Raw genomic sequence first — 16,836 nt, forward strand, 5'->3', positions numbered from 1 at the left:
ACCCCTCAACGTCACGGCACCCCAATGACAGCTAGCTTCTCACACTTCCGACGGCCCCTGCATGTGATGGCGGCCGCAGTAGCGGTATCGGCCCTGTCCAGTGCGCCCATTTTCGCGCAGAGCGCGCTGACACCGGAACTGGAGGCCGCAGTGCAGGCCGTGCAGCGTGCCGACCAAGCCGATGCCGACCAGTATGCTCCCGAACCGCTGGCGGCCGCGCGACAGGCGTTGGCGCAGGCGCAGACCGCGCACGCTGGTCGTGACAAGAAGAAGGCACTGGATTTCGCGCAGCGGGCCACGGTGGATGCCGATCTCGCCCGGGCGCGCAGCCAGGAGGCGGTGGCCACGGCGGAAGTGGCGCAACGCAAGGCAGAGATCGCTGATCTGCAGCAGCAGATCGAGACGGGGGGCAAGCGATGAGCGCCCTTCGCATGCGGGTCCTGCCGGTCGTCATGACCGTCGCCTTGGCCGTGGCTTCGGTGACGGCGACCGCCGCCGACAACCCGGTGGTCGTGCAGTTGAACCAGCGGCTGGCCACCCTGCAGGCCGATCCGGCGCTCGCCGAGATGGCGGCGTACGAAAAGCTGCAGGCGCAGCACGCCATCGCGGCGTTCGACAAGGCGCGCCGCAGCCAGCGCGAGACGGCGCAGTACATCGCGGAGCGTCGCGTGGAGATCGCCGAGATCGCCGCGCGCACGCAGGCAGCCCGCCGTGACGCGGACCGGCTGGATCGCACGCGCAGCGAATTGCTGGTGGAAGCCAGTCGCCGGGAAGCCGAGCGGGCCCGACGCGAGACCGAGCGCCTGCGCGTGCAGGCGCAGATCCAGGCCGAGGAGACCGAACGCCTGCGCCTGGCCGCCGAAGCTGAAGCCCTGGCACGGCAGGAGGCGGAAACCACACTGGACACGGTGGCCGGGCAGCAGGCCAATCGCCTGAGTGCCGCGCGCCAGCGGGAGTTGAAGCTCGCCCGGGAAGAGGCCGAACTGGTGTCCGGCGCCAAGTTGCCGGCGTCGAAGTTCGAGGCGCGCGGCGAAGTCTTCGCGCTGGGAACGGATGCGTTCGCCGGCACCTCGGCCAAGCTGTCCGGCGGCGGCACGTCCAGCGCGAGCGCATTGGCAGCCTATCTGCAGGCCAACCCCAAGGCGCGTGCGCGGATCGAAGGCTACGGCGACCAGCAGACGCCGGGCCAGCGCCGCGCGGATGCCTTGCGGGATGCGCTGACGGCGGCGGGCGTCCAGAAATCGCGCCTGCAGAGCACGGCCAAGGGCACGGCAACCAAGGCGCGCGCGCTGGAAGTCGTCATCACGCATTGATTTCCCCATGTTAATCATGGGGTTGGACGAACTTCCCTTGCTTCGGGGGCAGTAGCCTGAACGCCCCCGGATATCCGGTCTTCTTTGTGGATCAATCACTTGGGTCAGCCCTTGCCGGGCTGGAAGTCGAGGAGTAGGGTCGTATACCCAAGCGACTCCCGTCGCTTGGCTCACCGGAGAATCGACCCGATGACGCCCGTACCGATCCCCCAGGAGACCGCCGCCGGCAAGCAGGCCGGAGCGGGCATTCCGGTGGGAAGTGCCCGCGATGTCGGCAAGATGCTCCGCTCCCAAGCCAACGCCCCGTGCCTGTGAAGGCCGGGGCGTTTGTATTTCCGCTGAAGGAGGTAACGATCATGTTCGAAGGTCAACCGCAGGCCGACATCGATGCGCTCATCAAGGCCGATCCGGAGTTCAAGCAGCTGTACCAGCGCCATCGCGAGCTCGACAAGAAGGTCACCGACGCCGAACTCGGCGTGCTGCCCATTGACGACAACCTGCTCGGTCAGATGAAGCGCGAGAAGCTGCACGCCAAGGAGCGATTGCTCCGCATCTACGACGCCAAGCCGCACTGACGCCTCCCCCAAGGCTTTCTCGTCGCGGGCGGCGGCGGCCTCCTCGTCGGCCGTCGCCGTCCGCGTCACCCTGATGCGATAATCCGGGCTGTTTTCCGCACCGGACGTACGCCCGCATGGCGATCCACTCTTCCGTACTCGAGCTGATCGGCGCTACGCCGATCGTCCAGGCCAACCGCCTCGACACCGGCCTCTGCACCCTCTACCTGAAGCTCGAGAGCGCCAATCCCGGCGGTTCCATCAAGGACCGCATCGGCATGTCGATGATCGAGGCGGCCGAGAAGCGCGGTGACCTCAAGCCCGGCGCGACCTTGGTTGAAGGTACTGCCGGCAATACCGGTATTGGCCTGGCACTGGTGGCGCAGCAGAAGGGCTACAAGCTGATGCTGGTGGTCCCGGACAAGATGAGCCGGGAGAAGATCTTCAACCTGAAAGCCATGGGCGCCGAGGTCATCCTGACCCGTTCGGACGTGGCCAAAGGCCATCCCGAGTACTACCAGGACCTGGCCGAACGCATCGCCCGCGAGACGCCGGGCGCCTATTTCATCAACCAGTTCGGCAACCCGGACAACCCGGCGGCACACGAATTCGGCACGGGGCCGGAAATCCTGCGCCAGATGGACGGCCAACTGGATGCCATCGTCTTCGGCTGCGGCAGCTCGGGCACCATGACCGGCCTGTCGCGCTGCTTCGCCGAGCACTCGCCGCAGACGGAGCTGGTGCTGGCCGATCCGGTGGGCTCGATCCTCACCCAGTACATCAACGAAGGCATCCTGAGCACCAAGTCCGGCAGCTGGCTGGTGGAGGGCATCGGCGAGGACTTCCTGCCGCAGATCTCGGATTTCAGCCGGGTGAAGAAGGCGTACGCGATCAGTGACGCCGAGAGTTTCCACACGGCGCGTGACCTGCTGGCGAAGGAAGGCATCCTGGGCGGCTCGTCGACGGGCACGTTGCTGGCGGCCGCACTGAAGTACTGCCGCGAGCAGACCACGCCGAAGAAGGTGCTGGTGTTCGTCTGCGACACGGGCAACAAGTACCTGTCAAAGATGTACAACGACTACTGGATGCTGGACAACGGCTTCATTGATCGCCCTCAGCATGGCGACCTGCGCGACCTGATCCTGCGCCCTTACAGCCAGCGCGATACGGTCGTGGTCAGCCCCACCGACCTGCTCACGACGGCCTACCAGCGCATGAAGCTGTACGACGTCTCACAGTTGCCGGTGATGGAAGGGGACCGGCTGGCCGGCATCGTGGATGAGAGCGACGTCCTGCTGCATGTCTATGGTGATGAAGCCCGCTTCCGCGATCCGGTCTCCACCGCCATGGTCAGCAAGCTGGACCGGCTGGACGTGCGGTCGCCGATCGAGGCCCTGCTACCGGTCTTCGACCGCGGCCAGGTGGCCATCATCACGGATGGTGATGCCTTCCTGGGCCTGATCACCCGCATCGACCTGCTCAATTACCTGCGCCGACGCGCCCAATAAACGGCGCCGGGTTCTTCTGGCGGGTGTGGACGGCTCGTTAAGACCCGGCTGGTAGAATGCCCGGCTGCCTCAAGGACCCTGGAACATGGCGAAACATCCTTCCCTCGCCGGCGCGACCGCCGGCGATCTTGCGCTGGGCACGCTGGCCATCCATGGCGGACAGTCGCCCGATCCCAGCACCGGCGCCGTCATGCCGCCGATCTACGCGACTTCGACTTACGCGCAGAGCAGTCCGGGCGTGCATCAGGGCTTCGAATACTCGCGCACCCACAATCCCACCCGGTTCGCCTACGAGCGCTGCGTGGCGGCGCTCGAAGGCGGTACGCGGGGGTTCGCGTTCGCGTCCGGTATGGCCGCGACTTCGACCGTCCTGGAGCTGCTGGACAGCGGCAGCCACGTCATCGCCATGGATGACCTGTATGGCGGCAGTTACCGGCTGTTCGAGCGTGTACGCAGGCGGACGGCGGCGTTGGACTTCAGTTTCGTCGACCTGACGGATCTGGAGGCGTTCGAGTCCGCGATCCGTCCGGAGACGCGAATGGTGTGGGTGGAAACGCCGACCAACCCCATGCTGAAGATCGTCGACATCGCAGCTGTCTGCGCAATCGCGCACAAGCATGGCCTGCGGGTGGTCGTCGACAACACCTTCGCTTCGCCGATCCTGCAGCGTCCGCTGCAACTGGGCGCAGACATCGTGATGCACTCCGCCACCAAGTACCTCAATGGTCACTCCGACATGGTCGGCGGCATGGTGGTCGTTGGCGACGATGCGGAACTGGCGGAGCAGATGGCCTTCCTGCAGAACTCCATCGGGGCCGTGCAGGGGCCGTTCGACAGCTTCCTCGCCCTGCGCGGCCTGAAGACCTTGCACCTGCGCATGAAGGCGCACTGCGAGAACGCGCTGGCGCTCGCGCAATGGCTGGAAGCGCATCCCGCGGTCGACAAGGTCATCTACCCGGGGTTGGCATCGCATCCGCAGCACGCACTCGCCTCGCGCCAGATGCAGGGGCATGGCGGCATCATTTCCGTCGTGCTGAAGGGCGGTTTCGAAGCGGCTAAAAGGTTCTGCGAGAACGCTGGGTTGTTCACGCTCGCCGAATCGCTGGGCGGCGTGGAGAGCCTGGTCAACCATCCCGCGGTGATGACGCACGCATCGGTACCAGTGGAGCGGCGCGAGAAGCTGGGAATCAGTGACGGACTGGTGCGGTTGAGCGTGGGGATCGAGGCGGTCGAGGATTTGAAGGCCAGCCTGGGGGCAGCGCTCACCCGTGTTTCGGGAAGTAGCGAGAGGACTTCCGGATGAGGTTGGAGCGAGACCTCTATGCCAGCTTGAAGCAACCGGGGTTCTGGGCCTATGCCGTCTGGCTCGATCTGATCAGCAAGAATCGCAGGAACAGGCTGGGCCCCCTGTGGCTCGTTGTCCCGACGGCGATTCTGGTCTTCGCCCTGGGGCATGTCTATTCCGAGCTCATGGGCCACGACATCCACGAATACATGCCGTACCTCGGTGTGGGCTATGTCCATTGGCGATTGCTGACCCAGGTGATCAACGAGGCGAGCAACGCATTTTCGGGGTCATCCGCCTACATCATGGATGGACGGGTCCGGTTCACGGACTATCTGCTGCGCACAATGGCGAAGGCACTGTTCAACTATGTGTTCGCGCTGCTGATTGTCATCGTGGTGATGGCATGGTCCCCCGCCGTGTCGTTGGGCGGACTGGCTACGTTGCTTCTTACGGTACCTGTGCTGTTGATCAACATGTTCTGCATGGCGGTCATACTTGCACTGCTCGGCGCGCGGTTTCCGGACACGCGGGAAGTGGTCAGTGCGGTCATGATGTTCGCTTTCCTGCTAACGCCCATCCTCTGGTACGTCAGCAAGTTCCCGCCAGGCAGTACCCGTGGTTACTTCGTAAGCCTGAACCCTCTTTTCCACTTGTTGGACTTCGTGCGGGCCCCGGTCATTGGCCAGCCCATGGCCACACATACGGTGGCTTTTGTTTTCTGCATGACGGCGGGCGGGTGGATGGTGGCCTCCTTGCTGTACCAGCGCTATGCGCGGTTCGTGCCACTCTGGATCTGATCAATGGCAGCCAAACTTTCTGTCGACCGGGTGGTTCTCGACATCCCCAGTTTCGTCCATCGGCATGATACGTCGCATGGTTGGCTCAGGACGCTCATCAGTGCCGCCAAGTCTCCTCCCAGGCGTGAATACAGGCGGATTCTGGACGGCATTTCCTTTGACCTGGAGGAGGGCGACCGGTTGGCGCTGCTCGGTCGCAATGGTGCCGGCAAGACTACGCTCCTGCGGGTGATGTCAGGCGCCTATCAGCCGACCAGCGGGGCCGTCACCGTGCAGGGCAGCAAGCAGGTCCTGCTCAATCTCGGCCTGGGATTCGTCAACGACGCTACGGTGCGCGAGAACATCTTCCTGCGATCATTGACCATGGGCAGGCCATTGGCTGCTGTCTCCGAGACGGTTTCGCCCATTCTCCAGTTCGCGGGGCTGGAGCATCGCGCCGGTGACCGCTTGGGGACCCTGTCATCCGGACAACGAATGCGTCTCGGATTCTCCATTTCTACCGCCATTCAACACGACATCATGCTGCTGGACGAGTGGTTTGGTGCCGGCGACGCGGAGTTCATCCTGAAAGCCAAGGCGCGCATGGCAGAGCGTGCGAATGCCAGCAAGATCGTCGTGCTCGCAAGCCACAATTTCGGCATGCTCAGGAAAGTGTGCACCCGTGGGCTGGTGGTAGAGCAGGGCAAGGTGGCGTTCGACGGAAGCGTCGAGGATGCCATCGCCGCCTACAAGCGGATCTATCAGGCAGAGGCGGATTACAAGGCAGAGAGAGTCTTGGCAACATGAATGCCGGGCAGGGTCGTCTTCGCATCCTGCTGGCGGCATACGAGTTCTCCCCCAGTCCTTCAGCGCAGTCACTACGCTGGGCGTATCTTGTCCGTGAGCTTGCGAAACAGGGGCACGAGATCCACGTCATGGCGCCTGATGCTTACTACGGGCGAATGTCGCTTCACTTCGATCTGCCGCCTGTGGTGCAGGTGCATAGGATCTTCGCCGGGCCGTCCATGGGGCTCGTGGCGAGGGCATCCCGCAGGCAACAGACCGCCGGGCGACAGATGCCGTCGGGGGGCGGCGTGGCGAAGTCTTCCCCGGCACAGGGCGAGATTGCGTCGCCGGCCCCTATCGGCGAGTGGCGGATCGAACGCCCCAACTGGAAGGGCAGGCTGCTTGCGTTTTATCAGCGACATGCCGGTCGCTGGCTTTTCCCGGATATCAGGGGGGAATGGTCGCCGTGGGCAACTCGCGCTTTCAGGCGTCTTCTGGACGAACTGTCGCCGGATGCGGTGATCACCTCACATGAGCCGGCCAGTGTCCTTCGGCTGGGCATACTCGCGCAGCGAGAGGGTATTCCCTGGATCGCAGACCTCGGCGACCCTGTCCTGGCCGACTACACGCCCGTGCGATGGCGCCGACATGCGCGCCGCTTGGAGCGGACAACCTGTGAGCGGGCAAGCGCCGTGGTGGTCACCGATGCCAGCGCGCGCGATCTTCTGGGGCAGCGGTACGCGCAATCCCTGGACCGGATACACGTCATCAGTCAGGGTTACCCGTCGAGCATTCCTCGCGAGCCGTCGCGGGCTGGCGCGGACGCGCCGCTCTCGCTGGTTTACACGGGCAGCCTGTATCCCTTCCGCCCGATCGAGCCATTGCTGGATGCCGTGCTCGACATGGAGGGCGTGATCCTGCACGTTGCCACCGCTTCTCCCTCGCCGGCACTGGAAGCTGCAGCGGGGCAGGGCTCTTTGCGCGTGGTCCATCATGGCCACTTGGGGCATGGCGAAGCGCTCGCGCTGCAGGCTCAGGCCGACATCGTCGTCGATATCGGCAACCGGCTCTCGGCCCAATTGCCAGGGAAAATCTACGAGTACTTCGCCAGTGCGCGACCGATCCTGCATCTGAATGGTGGCGACGGCGACCCGGCGCCAGCCCTGCTGGATCGCCTGCGCCGGGGATGGTCCTGCGACAATAATACCCATAAAATCAGGGGTCTACTTTCGGGGCTCGCAGTCAAGAAGCGAAACGGCCACCTTTGCTCGGATCTCGATCTGGCGGAGGAAAGGGTGCTTCCTTTCCGGTGGGACTCCCTAGCGCTTTCTTATTCGCGTGTGATTGAACACGCCGTGCATGTGCATGGCGGTACTACACGGCATCATTTACATCTGGAGTAAACATGCAGGAACAACGGACGATCAACAAGGTTTCGGTTATTGGTCTGGGTTATATCGGACTTCCCACGGCCGCGATGTTTGCGTCTCGCGAGTTGGACGTCGTCGGGGTCGATATCAGCCAGCACGTCATCGATACCATCAACAGCGGACGCGCGCATATCGAGGAAGGCGCGCTGGATGAACTCGTCGCGCACTGCGTCTCCAAAGGGAAGCTCCGGGCCAGCCTGAAGCCTGAAGAGGCCGACGCCTTCATCATCGCGGTTCCGACACCCGTCAGCCACGATGAGCGGCACGCGCCGGATGTGTCCTATGTGATGGAGGCTGCGCGTTCGATCGCACCCGTCCTGCGCAAGGGCGGCCTCGTAGTGCTGGAATCGACCTCCCCGGTGGGGACCACGGGCGCGATGGCGCGCGTGCTGGCGGAACTGCGTCCCGACCTGAGCTTCCCGCACCAGGATGCCGGTGCTCCGGATATCCATGTCGCCTATTGTCCCGAGCGCATCATCCCCGGCCAGATGCTGCGGGAGCTTGTCGAGAACGACCGCATCATCGGCGGCATGACGCAGGCCTGTACGCAGCGGGCGACCGGTCTGTACCAGACGTTCGTTAAGGGAATCTGCCATCCGAGCGATGATCGCTCCGCGGAGATGGTGAAGCTCACCGAGAATGCCTTCCGCGACGTCAACATCGCGTTCGCCAACGAGCTTTCCATGATCTGCGGTGATCTCGACCTTGACGTGTGGAAGATCATCGAGATGGCGAACCGCCATCCGCGCGTATCGATCCTGCGTCCTGGCCCGGGTGTCGGTGGTCACTGCATCGCAGTCGACCCATGGTTCATTGTCGCGGAGTCCCCTGAACGGGCACGCTTGATCGAGACGGCCCGCCAGGTCAATGACGCCAAGCCGCACTATGTCATCCAGCAGGTCGCCAAGCTCGTGGCCGCGAAGCCCGCCGCACGCATCGCGTGCCTTGGCCTTTCCTACAAGCCCGATGTCGATGACTTCCGCGAAAGCCCGGCACTTGAGATCGCCAAGCAGCTTCACGCGACCTATCCGGGCCAGGTCGTCTGCTGCGATCCTTACGCGGCCGCCCTGTCGTCAAACGACGCGAAGCTGGAACTGGTTTCCCGGATGGAGCAGGCGGTATCCAACGCGGATGTCGTGGTGATGCTCGTGGGCCACCAGGCTTTCCGTTCCACCAGCCTTCCGGCTGGGATTGCTGTCGTGGATAGCGTCGGCTTCTGGGTTTGAGGCGAGCGGGCCGACGACGTGAATGGCGAGGACGGCGAAAGGGAAGGAGCTGAGTACGGAATTCCGAACTCAGCGCGCCGTCAGCTGTCTGCGGCGCGGCTGGCACTCGCCGAAGAGCGCAGAAGATCCGAGCGTCAGGCGGACGAACTTGCCCGCCTGCACCAGCAGATCGTCGATATCGGCGCGTCGCCTACGTACCGGTTCGCGCAAGCACTGTCTGAAGCCCGTCGCTCCTGGCGCGGGCTCATGGCTCTGCCAGGACGCGCATGTTCACTCATGGTGGAGATACTCGGCGCACGTCCGGTCAAGGAGCAACAAGCATCCTTCGAGCCAGGGCAACGCCATGAGGTCCCTCGGGCCAGAGCAAGCGCGACGCCAGAGTCCGCGATCGCGTTGATCGCGGATGCTTTCACGGAGCATGGCCTCGCGCCGGAGCTTCCGTTGCTAGCGCTGACCAGTGACGCATGGCGTCAGCAACTCGCCGCTGCGTCGACGCCTGCCATGCTGTTCGTGGAATCCGCTTGGCGCGGCACCCACGATAGTTGGCGCGGAAAGTTGGTTCCGCCGTCGTCCGAACTGATCGAGTTGCTGGACTGGTGCAATGCGCATGAGGTGCCGACGGTATTCTGGAACAAGGAAGATCCCGTCCATTTCGATCACTTCATCGAAACCGCGCGTCACTTCGATCATGTATTCACGACGGATGCGGGGGCGGTCAGCCGCTACCGGCAGGAGGCTGGCATCGATGCCGGTGTCCTTCCTTTTGCGACCCAGCCGCGGGACCATCATCCGCTCGAATCGTTTGCCAGGAAGGATGCGTTCGGTTTCGCAGGCTCTTATTACAGGAAGTATCCGGAGCGCCAACGGGACTTCCAGCGCATCGTCGATCGCCTGAGGGGGCTTGCACCCGTCGAGATCATTGATCGGAATCTGGACCGCAAGGATCCCGACTATGCGTTCCCCGAGGACATGCAGGCATTGGTCGTGGGTACGCTGGCGCCTGACGAAATTGAGAAGGCGTACAAAGGCTATCGTTTCGCCATCAACATCAACACCGTCAAGGATTCGCCGACGATGTGCGCGAGGCGGGTGTTCGATCTGCTCGCGTCGAATACGCCGGTCGTCAGCAACCCCAGTGCTTCGTTCGATGGCCTGTTCGGAACGGGGACGGTGCTTGTCATCGATGAAGGGAGCGACGCGGAAGCGGTTGCTGCTCTGACAACCGATTCGGCTGCCTACCGGCGCCACCGCCTGCGAGGCTTGCGGAGGGTCATGCAGCATCACACCTGGCGGAACCGCCTTGTCGAGATGTTCGACAGCATCGGTCTGGCCGAGACGGGCCTGAAAGCGGACGCGTCCGTCGTCGTGCTGTCGCGTGCATTTGATGAGCACGCCTTGCGTAGTCTCGTGGGCTCGGTACGGCGTCAGACGCATCGTCCGACGCAGGTATGGGTCCTCACTTCCTCGGCGCTGACGTCAGCGTGGACAGGCGAGTTTCCTGAGCTCAGATTCTGGAATGACGCCGGGATGGTGGTGGCCGAAATCGCGCGCTGCAAGGAGGCCTGGGTCGCGTGGATGGATCCGTCCGACCACTACGGTGCGAACTACCTGCTGGATCTGCAGTTGGCAGCTACCCGTTACGCAAGGCATGCGGCCGTTGGAAAGAGGACGTACCTGGCTCTTGACGGTTCCGGAGAGATCATCCTGCGGAACAGCGATGGCCAGTACCGTTCCGGCGTCGAAATCGACGCTCGTCGCGGACTGTTCCTGGCTGCAGAGCACGTGCACTCCATGGAGATCCTGCTGCGGGACGGCAGCGCGGCGCTTCTCGGAGATTCCATTGACGAGTTCAACTATGTCGAGGGGGGCGCGAACGCCTCCCAGGACATCCTGGGCATGCATGCAGATGCCTGATCTTCACCCCCATATCTCCCATTGTTCCCTGAAGGGCTCCCGATGAAGTTCGGACTGATCTTTGGACATGCAGCAAGCAATTTCGGTGACCTCGCCATCAATACCGGCGCCATCTCCCTGTTGCGTGAGCTCGATCCGGAATGCCATGTGCACGTTGTGTTCGACGCGCCCCAGGCGACGTATCAGGAAGCCGCGATCAGCAGTATTTCGCATGTCCAGGATGTCACCTACGTATTCCACCCCAAGCGCATTCCAGAGAAGCACAGCCGCGGGCCGTTGCAGCGGCTCCAGCGTTACATCGCTGATCCCGAACTTTTCCTGGCGGACAATGGGCTGGAGGACTGCGATGTGCTGTTCTACAACTCGGGAGAGCATCTCTTTTCGTCGCGGGAGGACGAGAATGCGCTCAGCCTGGCATGGCGCACCGTGGCGGCGCTGGCAGCCAAGGCCGGCGGAAAGAAGTTCATTACGCTCCCCGTGACGTTCGGCCCCTTGACCGGTGTACGAGGCACGCAGTTGCTTCATCAGTTCTGTGCGTTGAGCGATGGCCTCGCGGCGCGAGAGCCCGCTTCGACGGAAGTGCTGATGCAGCAGGAGCCTGTCCGAACACATCCGTCGTGGTTGCTCGATCCTGCATTTTTCCTGCGGCCGGTATCCGAGCCGTCGACTGCTCCCGGCAGGCCGCCCGTGCTGGGGCTGGTCTTGCGTCTCGAGGATTACGGCCTGCGCATGGGCGCCCAACGCAGCGCCCGGGCGCTTGCGGTGCACAAGTCCCATGGCTATCGCGACAGTCGCGCCCACCAATTGGGCATGCTGCTGGGCAGGCGTCATGTCGCCGAGACCGGAGGCAGCGTAAAGATTCTCGTCCAGACGCTGGCTGATCGTGATTTCTCCATCGCACTTGCCGAAGACCTCACGTCCGAGCTGGGTGCAGGCGCGGTCGAAGTCATCCAGGCAGGCTCTCTGAGCGAGTACCGCCAGCATCTGGTCGGATTGGACGGGCTTGTCTCTGCCCGCTTCCATGCGTGCATCTTCGCCATGCTTCAGGGTGTTCCCGTTTTCGGCGTGCACTCGGAGGTCCACGGGCACAAGATGCCCGGGCTTTACAGGGCCCTGGGCATGCCCGACGCATGCAGGGAGCTTCTTGATTCGACGCTGGAGGACGTGGCGGACGCGGCACTCACGTTCTTGCGTGATGCAGGCGAGAAGCGAACGCTGGCGCAACTGCTGAAGAAGAAGCGGCAGGAGACCGTGGCATGGCTCCGTGCCGGAGTAGACGCGAAGGCACACCATCCCGACCTCCTCTCAGCGACCAGGATACTGACATCGGTTGCGTGGGATCTTGCCGCAGAGCAGTACAGAAAGGACATCAAGCTAGTCGAGTCCGAAGGCGCCAAACAGCTGCAGTCCGTGCAAGAGGACTGCCGTGCGGCGGTGGAAGAGAACCGGAAACTCGCTGCCAGCATGTCGAAGGCAGGCGAAAGCCATGTGGCGGAGCTGGAACTCCAGAAGCAGGAACGTGTCGCGATGCAGGAACACAGCAGGGACGCAGTTGCGCTGCTGCGCGAAGAGAGTCGCAGACTCGAAGCGGAAGTCGCGCGCCTGAGCGACGACACGGAACGCAGGATGCAGAAGGAAAGAGAAATGGACGAAGTGGTGTCAAGGCAGCTGAAACAACGGGAAGACGATGGCGTACGCCATGAGACCGTCGTGCAGGGCCTGCATACCGCCATTGCGGAGCAGGCGGCAAGGCATGCAGCCGAGATCGACCAGCGTGAACAGGCGCTGGGCAGCCTTCGCCGTGAAGTCGAGGACTGGATGCGGCGTCACGAGGCGGAAATGGAGCGTAGGACTCTGGCGCTGCGCGAGCTTGAGGACACCCTGGCGCAGCAGGGCATGAGGCACGAGGCCGAGTCCGCTCGTCAGCAGGCGTCGCTGCAGGACCTGGCGATGGCGGTGAAGGCCAGTGAGGAGCGGAACGCGGAGGAGGTCCGCCGCAGTGCTTCGGTCCAGCGCGAACTGGAGAAGGCCGTCGATGGCTTGTCCAAGCGGGACGCCCTGGTCGCCGAGCTCCAGCAGACCGTCGGAAGCCAGGTGAGGCGCCTGGAGGAGCAGGAGCAGGATTCGCAGCAGAGAGAGAGTATTCACAAGAAGACGAAGAAGCGGCAGCAACTGATGCTTCGTCAGGTCGAGGGAGACCTCGTTCGCATCAGCCGAGAACATCATGCTGCCGTCACAAGGGCGGAGCACGCGACAGCGATCGTCGCGCGGCAGGCCTTGTTGATCGATGCCCGCGACATCGAGTTGGAGCATGCGAAGAATTACGCGCTACTGCTGGAAAACTCCCGCCGGCACAAGCTGGGTACGGCACTCGTAGATGCGCTCAAGGGTTGGCGTGGTGCCGTCCGACTTCCTTCCGCTCTGCTGTCGGTCCTGCGCTCGGGTGCGCCGGTAGTGACGAGTCCTGTGCCCGTGTTCCCCGCTGCGAGCGCCCCCGCACTGGGTACGCCCCTGTCAAGCGTAGCCAAGCCGGTGGCCGGCCCCTCCGACACAACCGTCATGCCTCGGCAAGCCGATCCTGTCGAGATCGGACCCGAAGGCGGCGTCCTTGTACCCGACGTGACCTCGAACGGGATCACCATCGAAGAAACGCTGGCCGTCGGGCATCCCATGTCGACCCCGCCGGTGCCCAGCATTCCTTCCACCAAGCGTGCACTCACGCAGGACGAGAAGTCCGCGCTTGACACGGCATTGGCTGAACGAGCCATGGTGGGCGGCGTCGACGAGGTACTCAAGTACAGCCTGGCAGTGAGCTCTCAGGCCGTGTCGCACCTGCGTTCCTATGTTCTGGTGCGCGCTGCGAATGCGGTGCGATCGCTGGGCGATCTTGAAGGTGTCTATCAGCTCGCTGTCCTGGCACAGCAGGCTGATGACAACAAGCTGTCGCTGTACTGCATCGCATCCGCGGCCTTCGAGTTGTGTCGGTATGCCGAAGCGATGTCGCATGCAGAGCGTTTGAAGGCCACGCACGGACCACTCTCCGGAGCGAACTTGAAACTGGTTGACGAAATCGAGGGCTATGGACGTCTGGATGCTGAGCTTCGCGGTGAGCCGGCCTCGCGTGAGTCTGTCGAGACCGTCGACGGGCGCAGCGTATACATCCTCCACAGCAGTCTTCCCCATCTTTCTGGGGGGTACGCGCTGCGGGGGCATGGCCTGATCGGTGGTGTGAAGAAGGCGGGATTCGACATTCGCCCGTACACGCGCCCGGGATTTCCCGAAGACATCGGGAGTTCCAGCTATGCGGTGAAGGTGGAGGAGGCTGACGAGATCGATGGCGTGGTGTACCACCGGATCGCGGCCCAGACCGCGCGATCGGCAGGCGAACAGCGGTACATGAATGGCTGTGTTGACGCATTCATGGATGTGCTCAGGACGGAACGCCCTGCCGTTGTGCATGGACGCTCCACCTATCTGATCTCAGTACCTGCGCTGATTGCGGCGCGCAGGCTCGGGTTGCCCTTCGTCTACGAAGTCTCGGGCCTATGGGAACTGGTGCATGAATCCCGCGAGTCGGCCGCCAAGACCCGCGCGCGTACCGATCGCATGCGTCATTTCGAAACACTGGCCTGCCTGGCTGCGGACCAGGTGTTGACGCTGACCGAGGCCATGCGCGACGAACTCGTCGCACGCGGCGTCCCTGCGGAAAAGATCACCCTGGTTCCCAACAGCGTCGATCCCGGCAAGTACCTGCCGCGCCCGAAGAACAATGAGCTGGAAGCGACGTTGGGCCTGCCTCCCGACGTTCCCGTGGTGGGTTATGTCGGGTCCTTCGTTGACTATGAAGGCCTCGATGATCTTGTACTGGCGCTCGAGCAGGTAGCAGCCGCGGGACAGGAGTTCCGTCTGCTGCTCGTGGGCGATGGTCCCGAACATGCGCGCATCCGTCAGTTGGTCGAGGAAAGCCCGATCTCCGGACATACCCTCATTACCGGACGAGTGCCTCATGACCAGGTTGAGGGCTACTACTCCTTGATCGACATATGTCCGTTCCCACGCAAGCCATGGGAAGTGTGCGAGGTCGTGTCGCCGATGAAGCCCTTCGAGCCCATGGCGATGGAGAAAGCCGTGGTGGTGTCCGATACGCGGGCGCTCTGCGACATCATTGAACATGACGTCACCGGCCTGCGTTTCAGCAAGGGAAGCGTTTCAGCGCTCGCCGATGTCCTGGGAAAATTGATCGCAGAGCCGGCGCTGCGACGCAGGCTCGGGCTGCAGGCACGGGAATGGGTGATCGAGCACCGCAGCTGGGACGCCGTTGGAAAACGGGTTGTCGAGCAGTACGGAAAAGCCATGTCGGCCAGGGACTGAGCCGGACGCTTGAGAATGGCAGAACCGTCGATCGACGATTTGCAGCTCGCTGATTTTGATATCACGGGCGGCAGGGCGCTCGTCTACCTGCACGAAGGACAGGTTGGATTCCAGCCGCGACTGGATCTGCCTGTCCAGATTCTCGACGTTCCGATGGATTGGGATGCCGATCCGTTCTCCGACAGGAATTGGCGCTTTCAGCTTTCCGCTTGGCGGATGCTCGACGGGCTATGGCGGGAGCAGCGCGATCAGCATGCGAGTGATTCCGTTGAGCGTGCCATGCACTATGTGCGTGATTGGCACCGGTTCCACATCCTTGATGGGCGTGGTTCGGAGTTCTGCTGGGATGACATGGCCACCGGCCTGCGAACCCAGCATCTGGCGTGGTTGCTGTTGCAACAGCACGCTCACGGTGTGTTGTCATCGCAGGATGCCGTCCTGGTGCACGAGCTCTGTGAAATCCACTACGCCAAACTCGTCACGCCTGGCTTCATTTCGACCAACAACCACGGCATCTTCCAGGCTCATGCGCTGCGCCTGTTGGAGATCGTGCTTGGAAAGGCCGGGCGGCAAGGGTCTGCCGCGGAACGCGCGATGGCGACGATCCTGGACGAACAGTTCGATGAGGAAGGCGTACATCGTGAGGGAGCGCCGTTCTATCATTTCTTCGCCGAGAGGCGATTCCGGAAAGTGCGACCCGCTCTCTATCCGGAGCTGGGTGAGCGCATGCAGCTGAAGCTGGGCAAGGCAAAGGCAGTGACGCCTTGGTTCGTCATGCCCAATGGCGATTTCGCTGCCGTAGGCGACAGCGAGGGCCGTTATCCTCCTCGAGTCAGGCTGCCGAAGCACATGGCCGTGGGAACGGATGGGCGAGGCATCGCCGTATACGCGAATGCCATGCTCAAGAGCGGATACATCAGTATCCGAAGCGCACCGTCGGTGGATGACCCGCTGGCGTACATGCTGTTCTTCACCGGGATGGCGCTGGGTGGAAAACGCCATGATCACGCCGACACGCTTAGCTTCGAGCTCTACGCCAATGGCGGACCGATACTGGTGGACGGTGGCAAGTACGGATATGAGGCTGATGCCTGGCGAGGCTATTTCGTCAGTGATCTTGCGCACAATGGCATCGGAAGGAGTGGGCGGGCCTATCTGCCTGAGGATGCGGAGGTTCTGGGTAGCTGCCTGGAAAGTTACGCAATCGACGAAGGGACACACCGGATGGAGGGAGCCCTAACCCGGCCGGACGGATTTTCCATCCGGCGGCGCCTCGTGTTTATGCCGGGTCGACAGTTGGACATCTTCGATCACACGGCAGGCTTGGAAGCAGAAGAGTCCGCAGAGTTGCGCTTCCACTTTCATGAGCGCTGCCGGGTGGAAGTCTCGGAGACCTCCGTCAACGAGCTGGACGTGTTCGCTGGTGATCAGCGCATTGCGCGCATGCAGCTACCTACCGTCCTTGACGGCGTTTCAATCCACCGTGGTGAGCAGCAGGGACACCGAGGTTGGAGAAGCCCCAGCTATCGCAAGGTTACGCCGATATCGACAGTAGTGGTCCGCTGCCGCGCGGGCAGCGCACATACGCGACTCGTGCTTGAGCCGCTGGCTTAGTTGGAAGCGATAAAACGCGGGTCCGTCACTGGGACGGACCCGTCAAGCCAGAGTGC

General features: G+C 63.0%; 12 protein-coding genes. All 12 read left to right on the forward strand.

Annotation, left to right across the window (positions count from 1 at the left end; genetic code table 11):
- The first annotated feature begins 24 nt into the window (after positions 1 to 24).
- The 12 genes from IB225_RS10050 (at position 25) to IB225_RS10105 (ending at position 16,780) form a co-directional block, all read left to right on the forward strand.
- Positions 25 to 420 carry a DUF4398 domain-containing protein gene (locus IB225_RS10050; RefSeq protein WP_192311857.1) on the forward strand — a complete coding sequence of 132 codons (396 nt, stop codon included), beginning with the start codon at positions 25 to 27 and terminating at the stop codon, positions 418 to 420.
- 11 nt (positions 421 to 431) lie between these two features.
- A complete protein-coding gene (locus tag IB225_RS10055; RefSeq protein ID WP_192311858.1) occupies positions 432 to 1,313 on the forward strand; it encodes a hypothetical protein in 882 nt (293 codons plus the stop codon).
- A gap of 356 nt (positions 1,314 to 1,669) precedes the next feature.
- Positions 1,670 to 1,888 (forward strand): YdcH family protein, encoded by a 219-nt coding sequence (locus IB225_RS10060; RefSeq protein WP_192311120.1) that lies wholly within the window; start codon positions 1,670 to 1,672, stop codon positions 1,886 to 1,888.
- A gap of 116 nt (positions 1,889 to 2,004) precedes the next feature.
- Complete coding sequence (locus tag IB225_RS10065) at positions 2,005 to 3,375, forward strand: pyridoxal-phosphate dependent enzyme (protein WP_192311121.1); 1,371 nt, start codon at positions 2,005 to 2,007, stop codon at positions 3,373 to 3,375.
- 85 nt (positions 3,376 to 3,460) lie between these two features.
- Positions 3,461 to 4,678: a cystathionine gamma-synthase gene (locus IB225_RS10070; RefSeq protein ID WP_192311122.1), complete on the forward strand. Its 1,218-nt coding sequence runs from the start codon at positions 3,461 to 3,463 to the stop codon at positions 4,676 to 4,678.
- Complete coding sequence (locus IB225_RS10075) at positions 4,675 to 5,460, forward strand: ABC transporter permease (RefSeq protein WP_192311123.1); 786 nt, start codon at positions 4,675 to 4,677, stop codon at positions 5,458 to 5,460. Before IB225_RS10070 ends, IB225_RS10075 begins: the two co-directional genes overlap by 4 nt.
- A gap of 3 nt (positions 5,461 to 5,463) precedes the next feature.
- Positions 5,464 to 6,246: an ATP-binding cassette domain-containing protein gene (locus tag IB225_RS10080; protein ID WP_192311124.1), complete on the forward strand. Its 783-nt coding sequence runs from the start codon at positions 5,464 to 5,466 to the stop codon at positions 6,244 to 6,246.
- Positions 6,243 to 7,628: a glycosyltransferase gene (locus IB225_RS10085; protein WP_192311125.1), complete on the forward strand. Its 1,386-nt coding sequence runs from the start codon at positions 6,243 to 6,245 to the stop codon at positions 7,626 to 7,628. The genes IB225_RS10080 and IB225_RS10085 overlap by 4 nt, the downstream gene beginning before the upstream one ends.
- A 2-nt stretch (positions 7,629 to 7,630) precedes the next feature.
- Positions 7,631 to 8,881 (forward strand): UDP-N-acetyl-D-mannosamine dehydrogenase, encoded by a 1,251-nt coding sequence (gene wecC / locus IB225_RS10090; RefSeq protein WP_192311126.1) that lies wholly within the window; start codon positions 7,631 to 7,633, stop codon positions 8,879 to 8,881.
- A gap of 18 nt (positions 8,882 to 8,899) precedes the next feature.
- Positions 8,900 to 10,795 (forward strand): glycosyltransferase, encoded by a 1,896-nt coding sequence (locus tag IB225_RS20630; protein WP_192311127.1) that lies wholly within the window; start codon positions 8,900 to 8,902, stop codon positions 10,793 to 10,795.
- Positions 10,796 to 10,837: 42 nt separating this feature from the next.
- Entirely contained in the window at positions 10,838 to 15,166 is a 4,329-nt protein-coding gene (locus tag IB225_RS10100; protein ID WP_192311128.1) for a glycosyltransferase, read from the forward strand.
- Positions 15,167 to 15,181: 15 nt separating this feature from the next.
- Positions 15,182 to 16,780, forward strand: a complete 1,599-nt coding sequence (locus IB225_RS10105) for a heparinase II/III-family protein (protein ID WP_192311129.1) — start codon at positions 15,182 to 15,184, stop codon at positions 16,778 to 16,780.
- Positions 16,781 to 16,836: the final 56 nt, after the last annotated feature.

Origin of the sequence: Pseudoxanthomonas sp. PXM02 (genome assembly GCF_014851805.1) — a bacterium.
In the GTDB taxonomy this organism is placed as follows: domain Bacteria; phylum Pseudomonadota; class Gammaproteobacteria; order Xanthomonadales; family Xanthomonadaceae; genus Pseudoxanthomonas_A.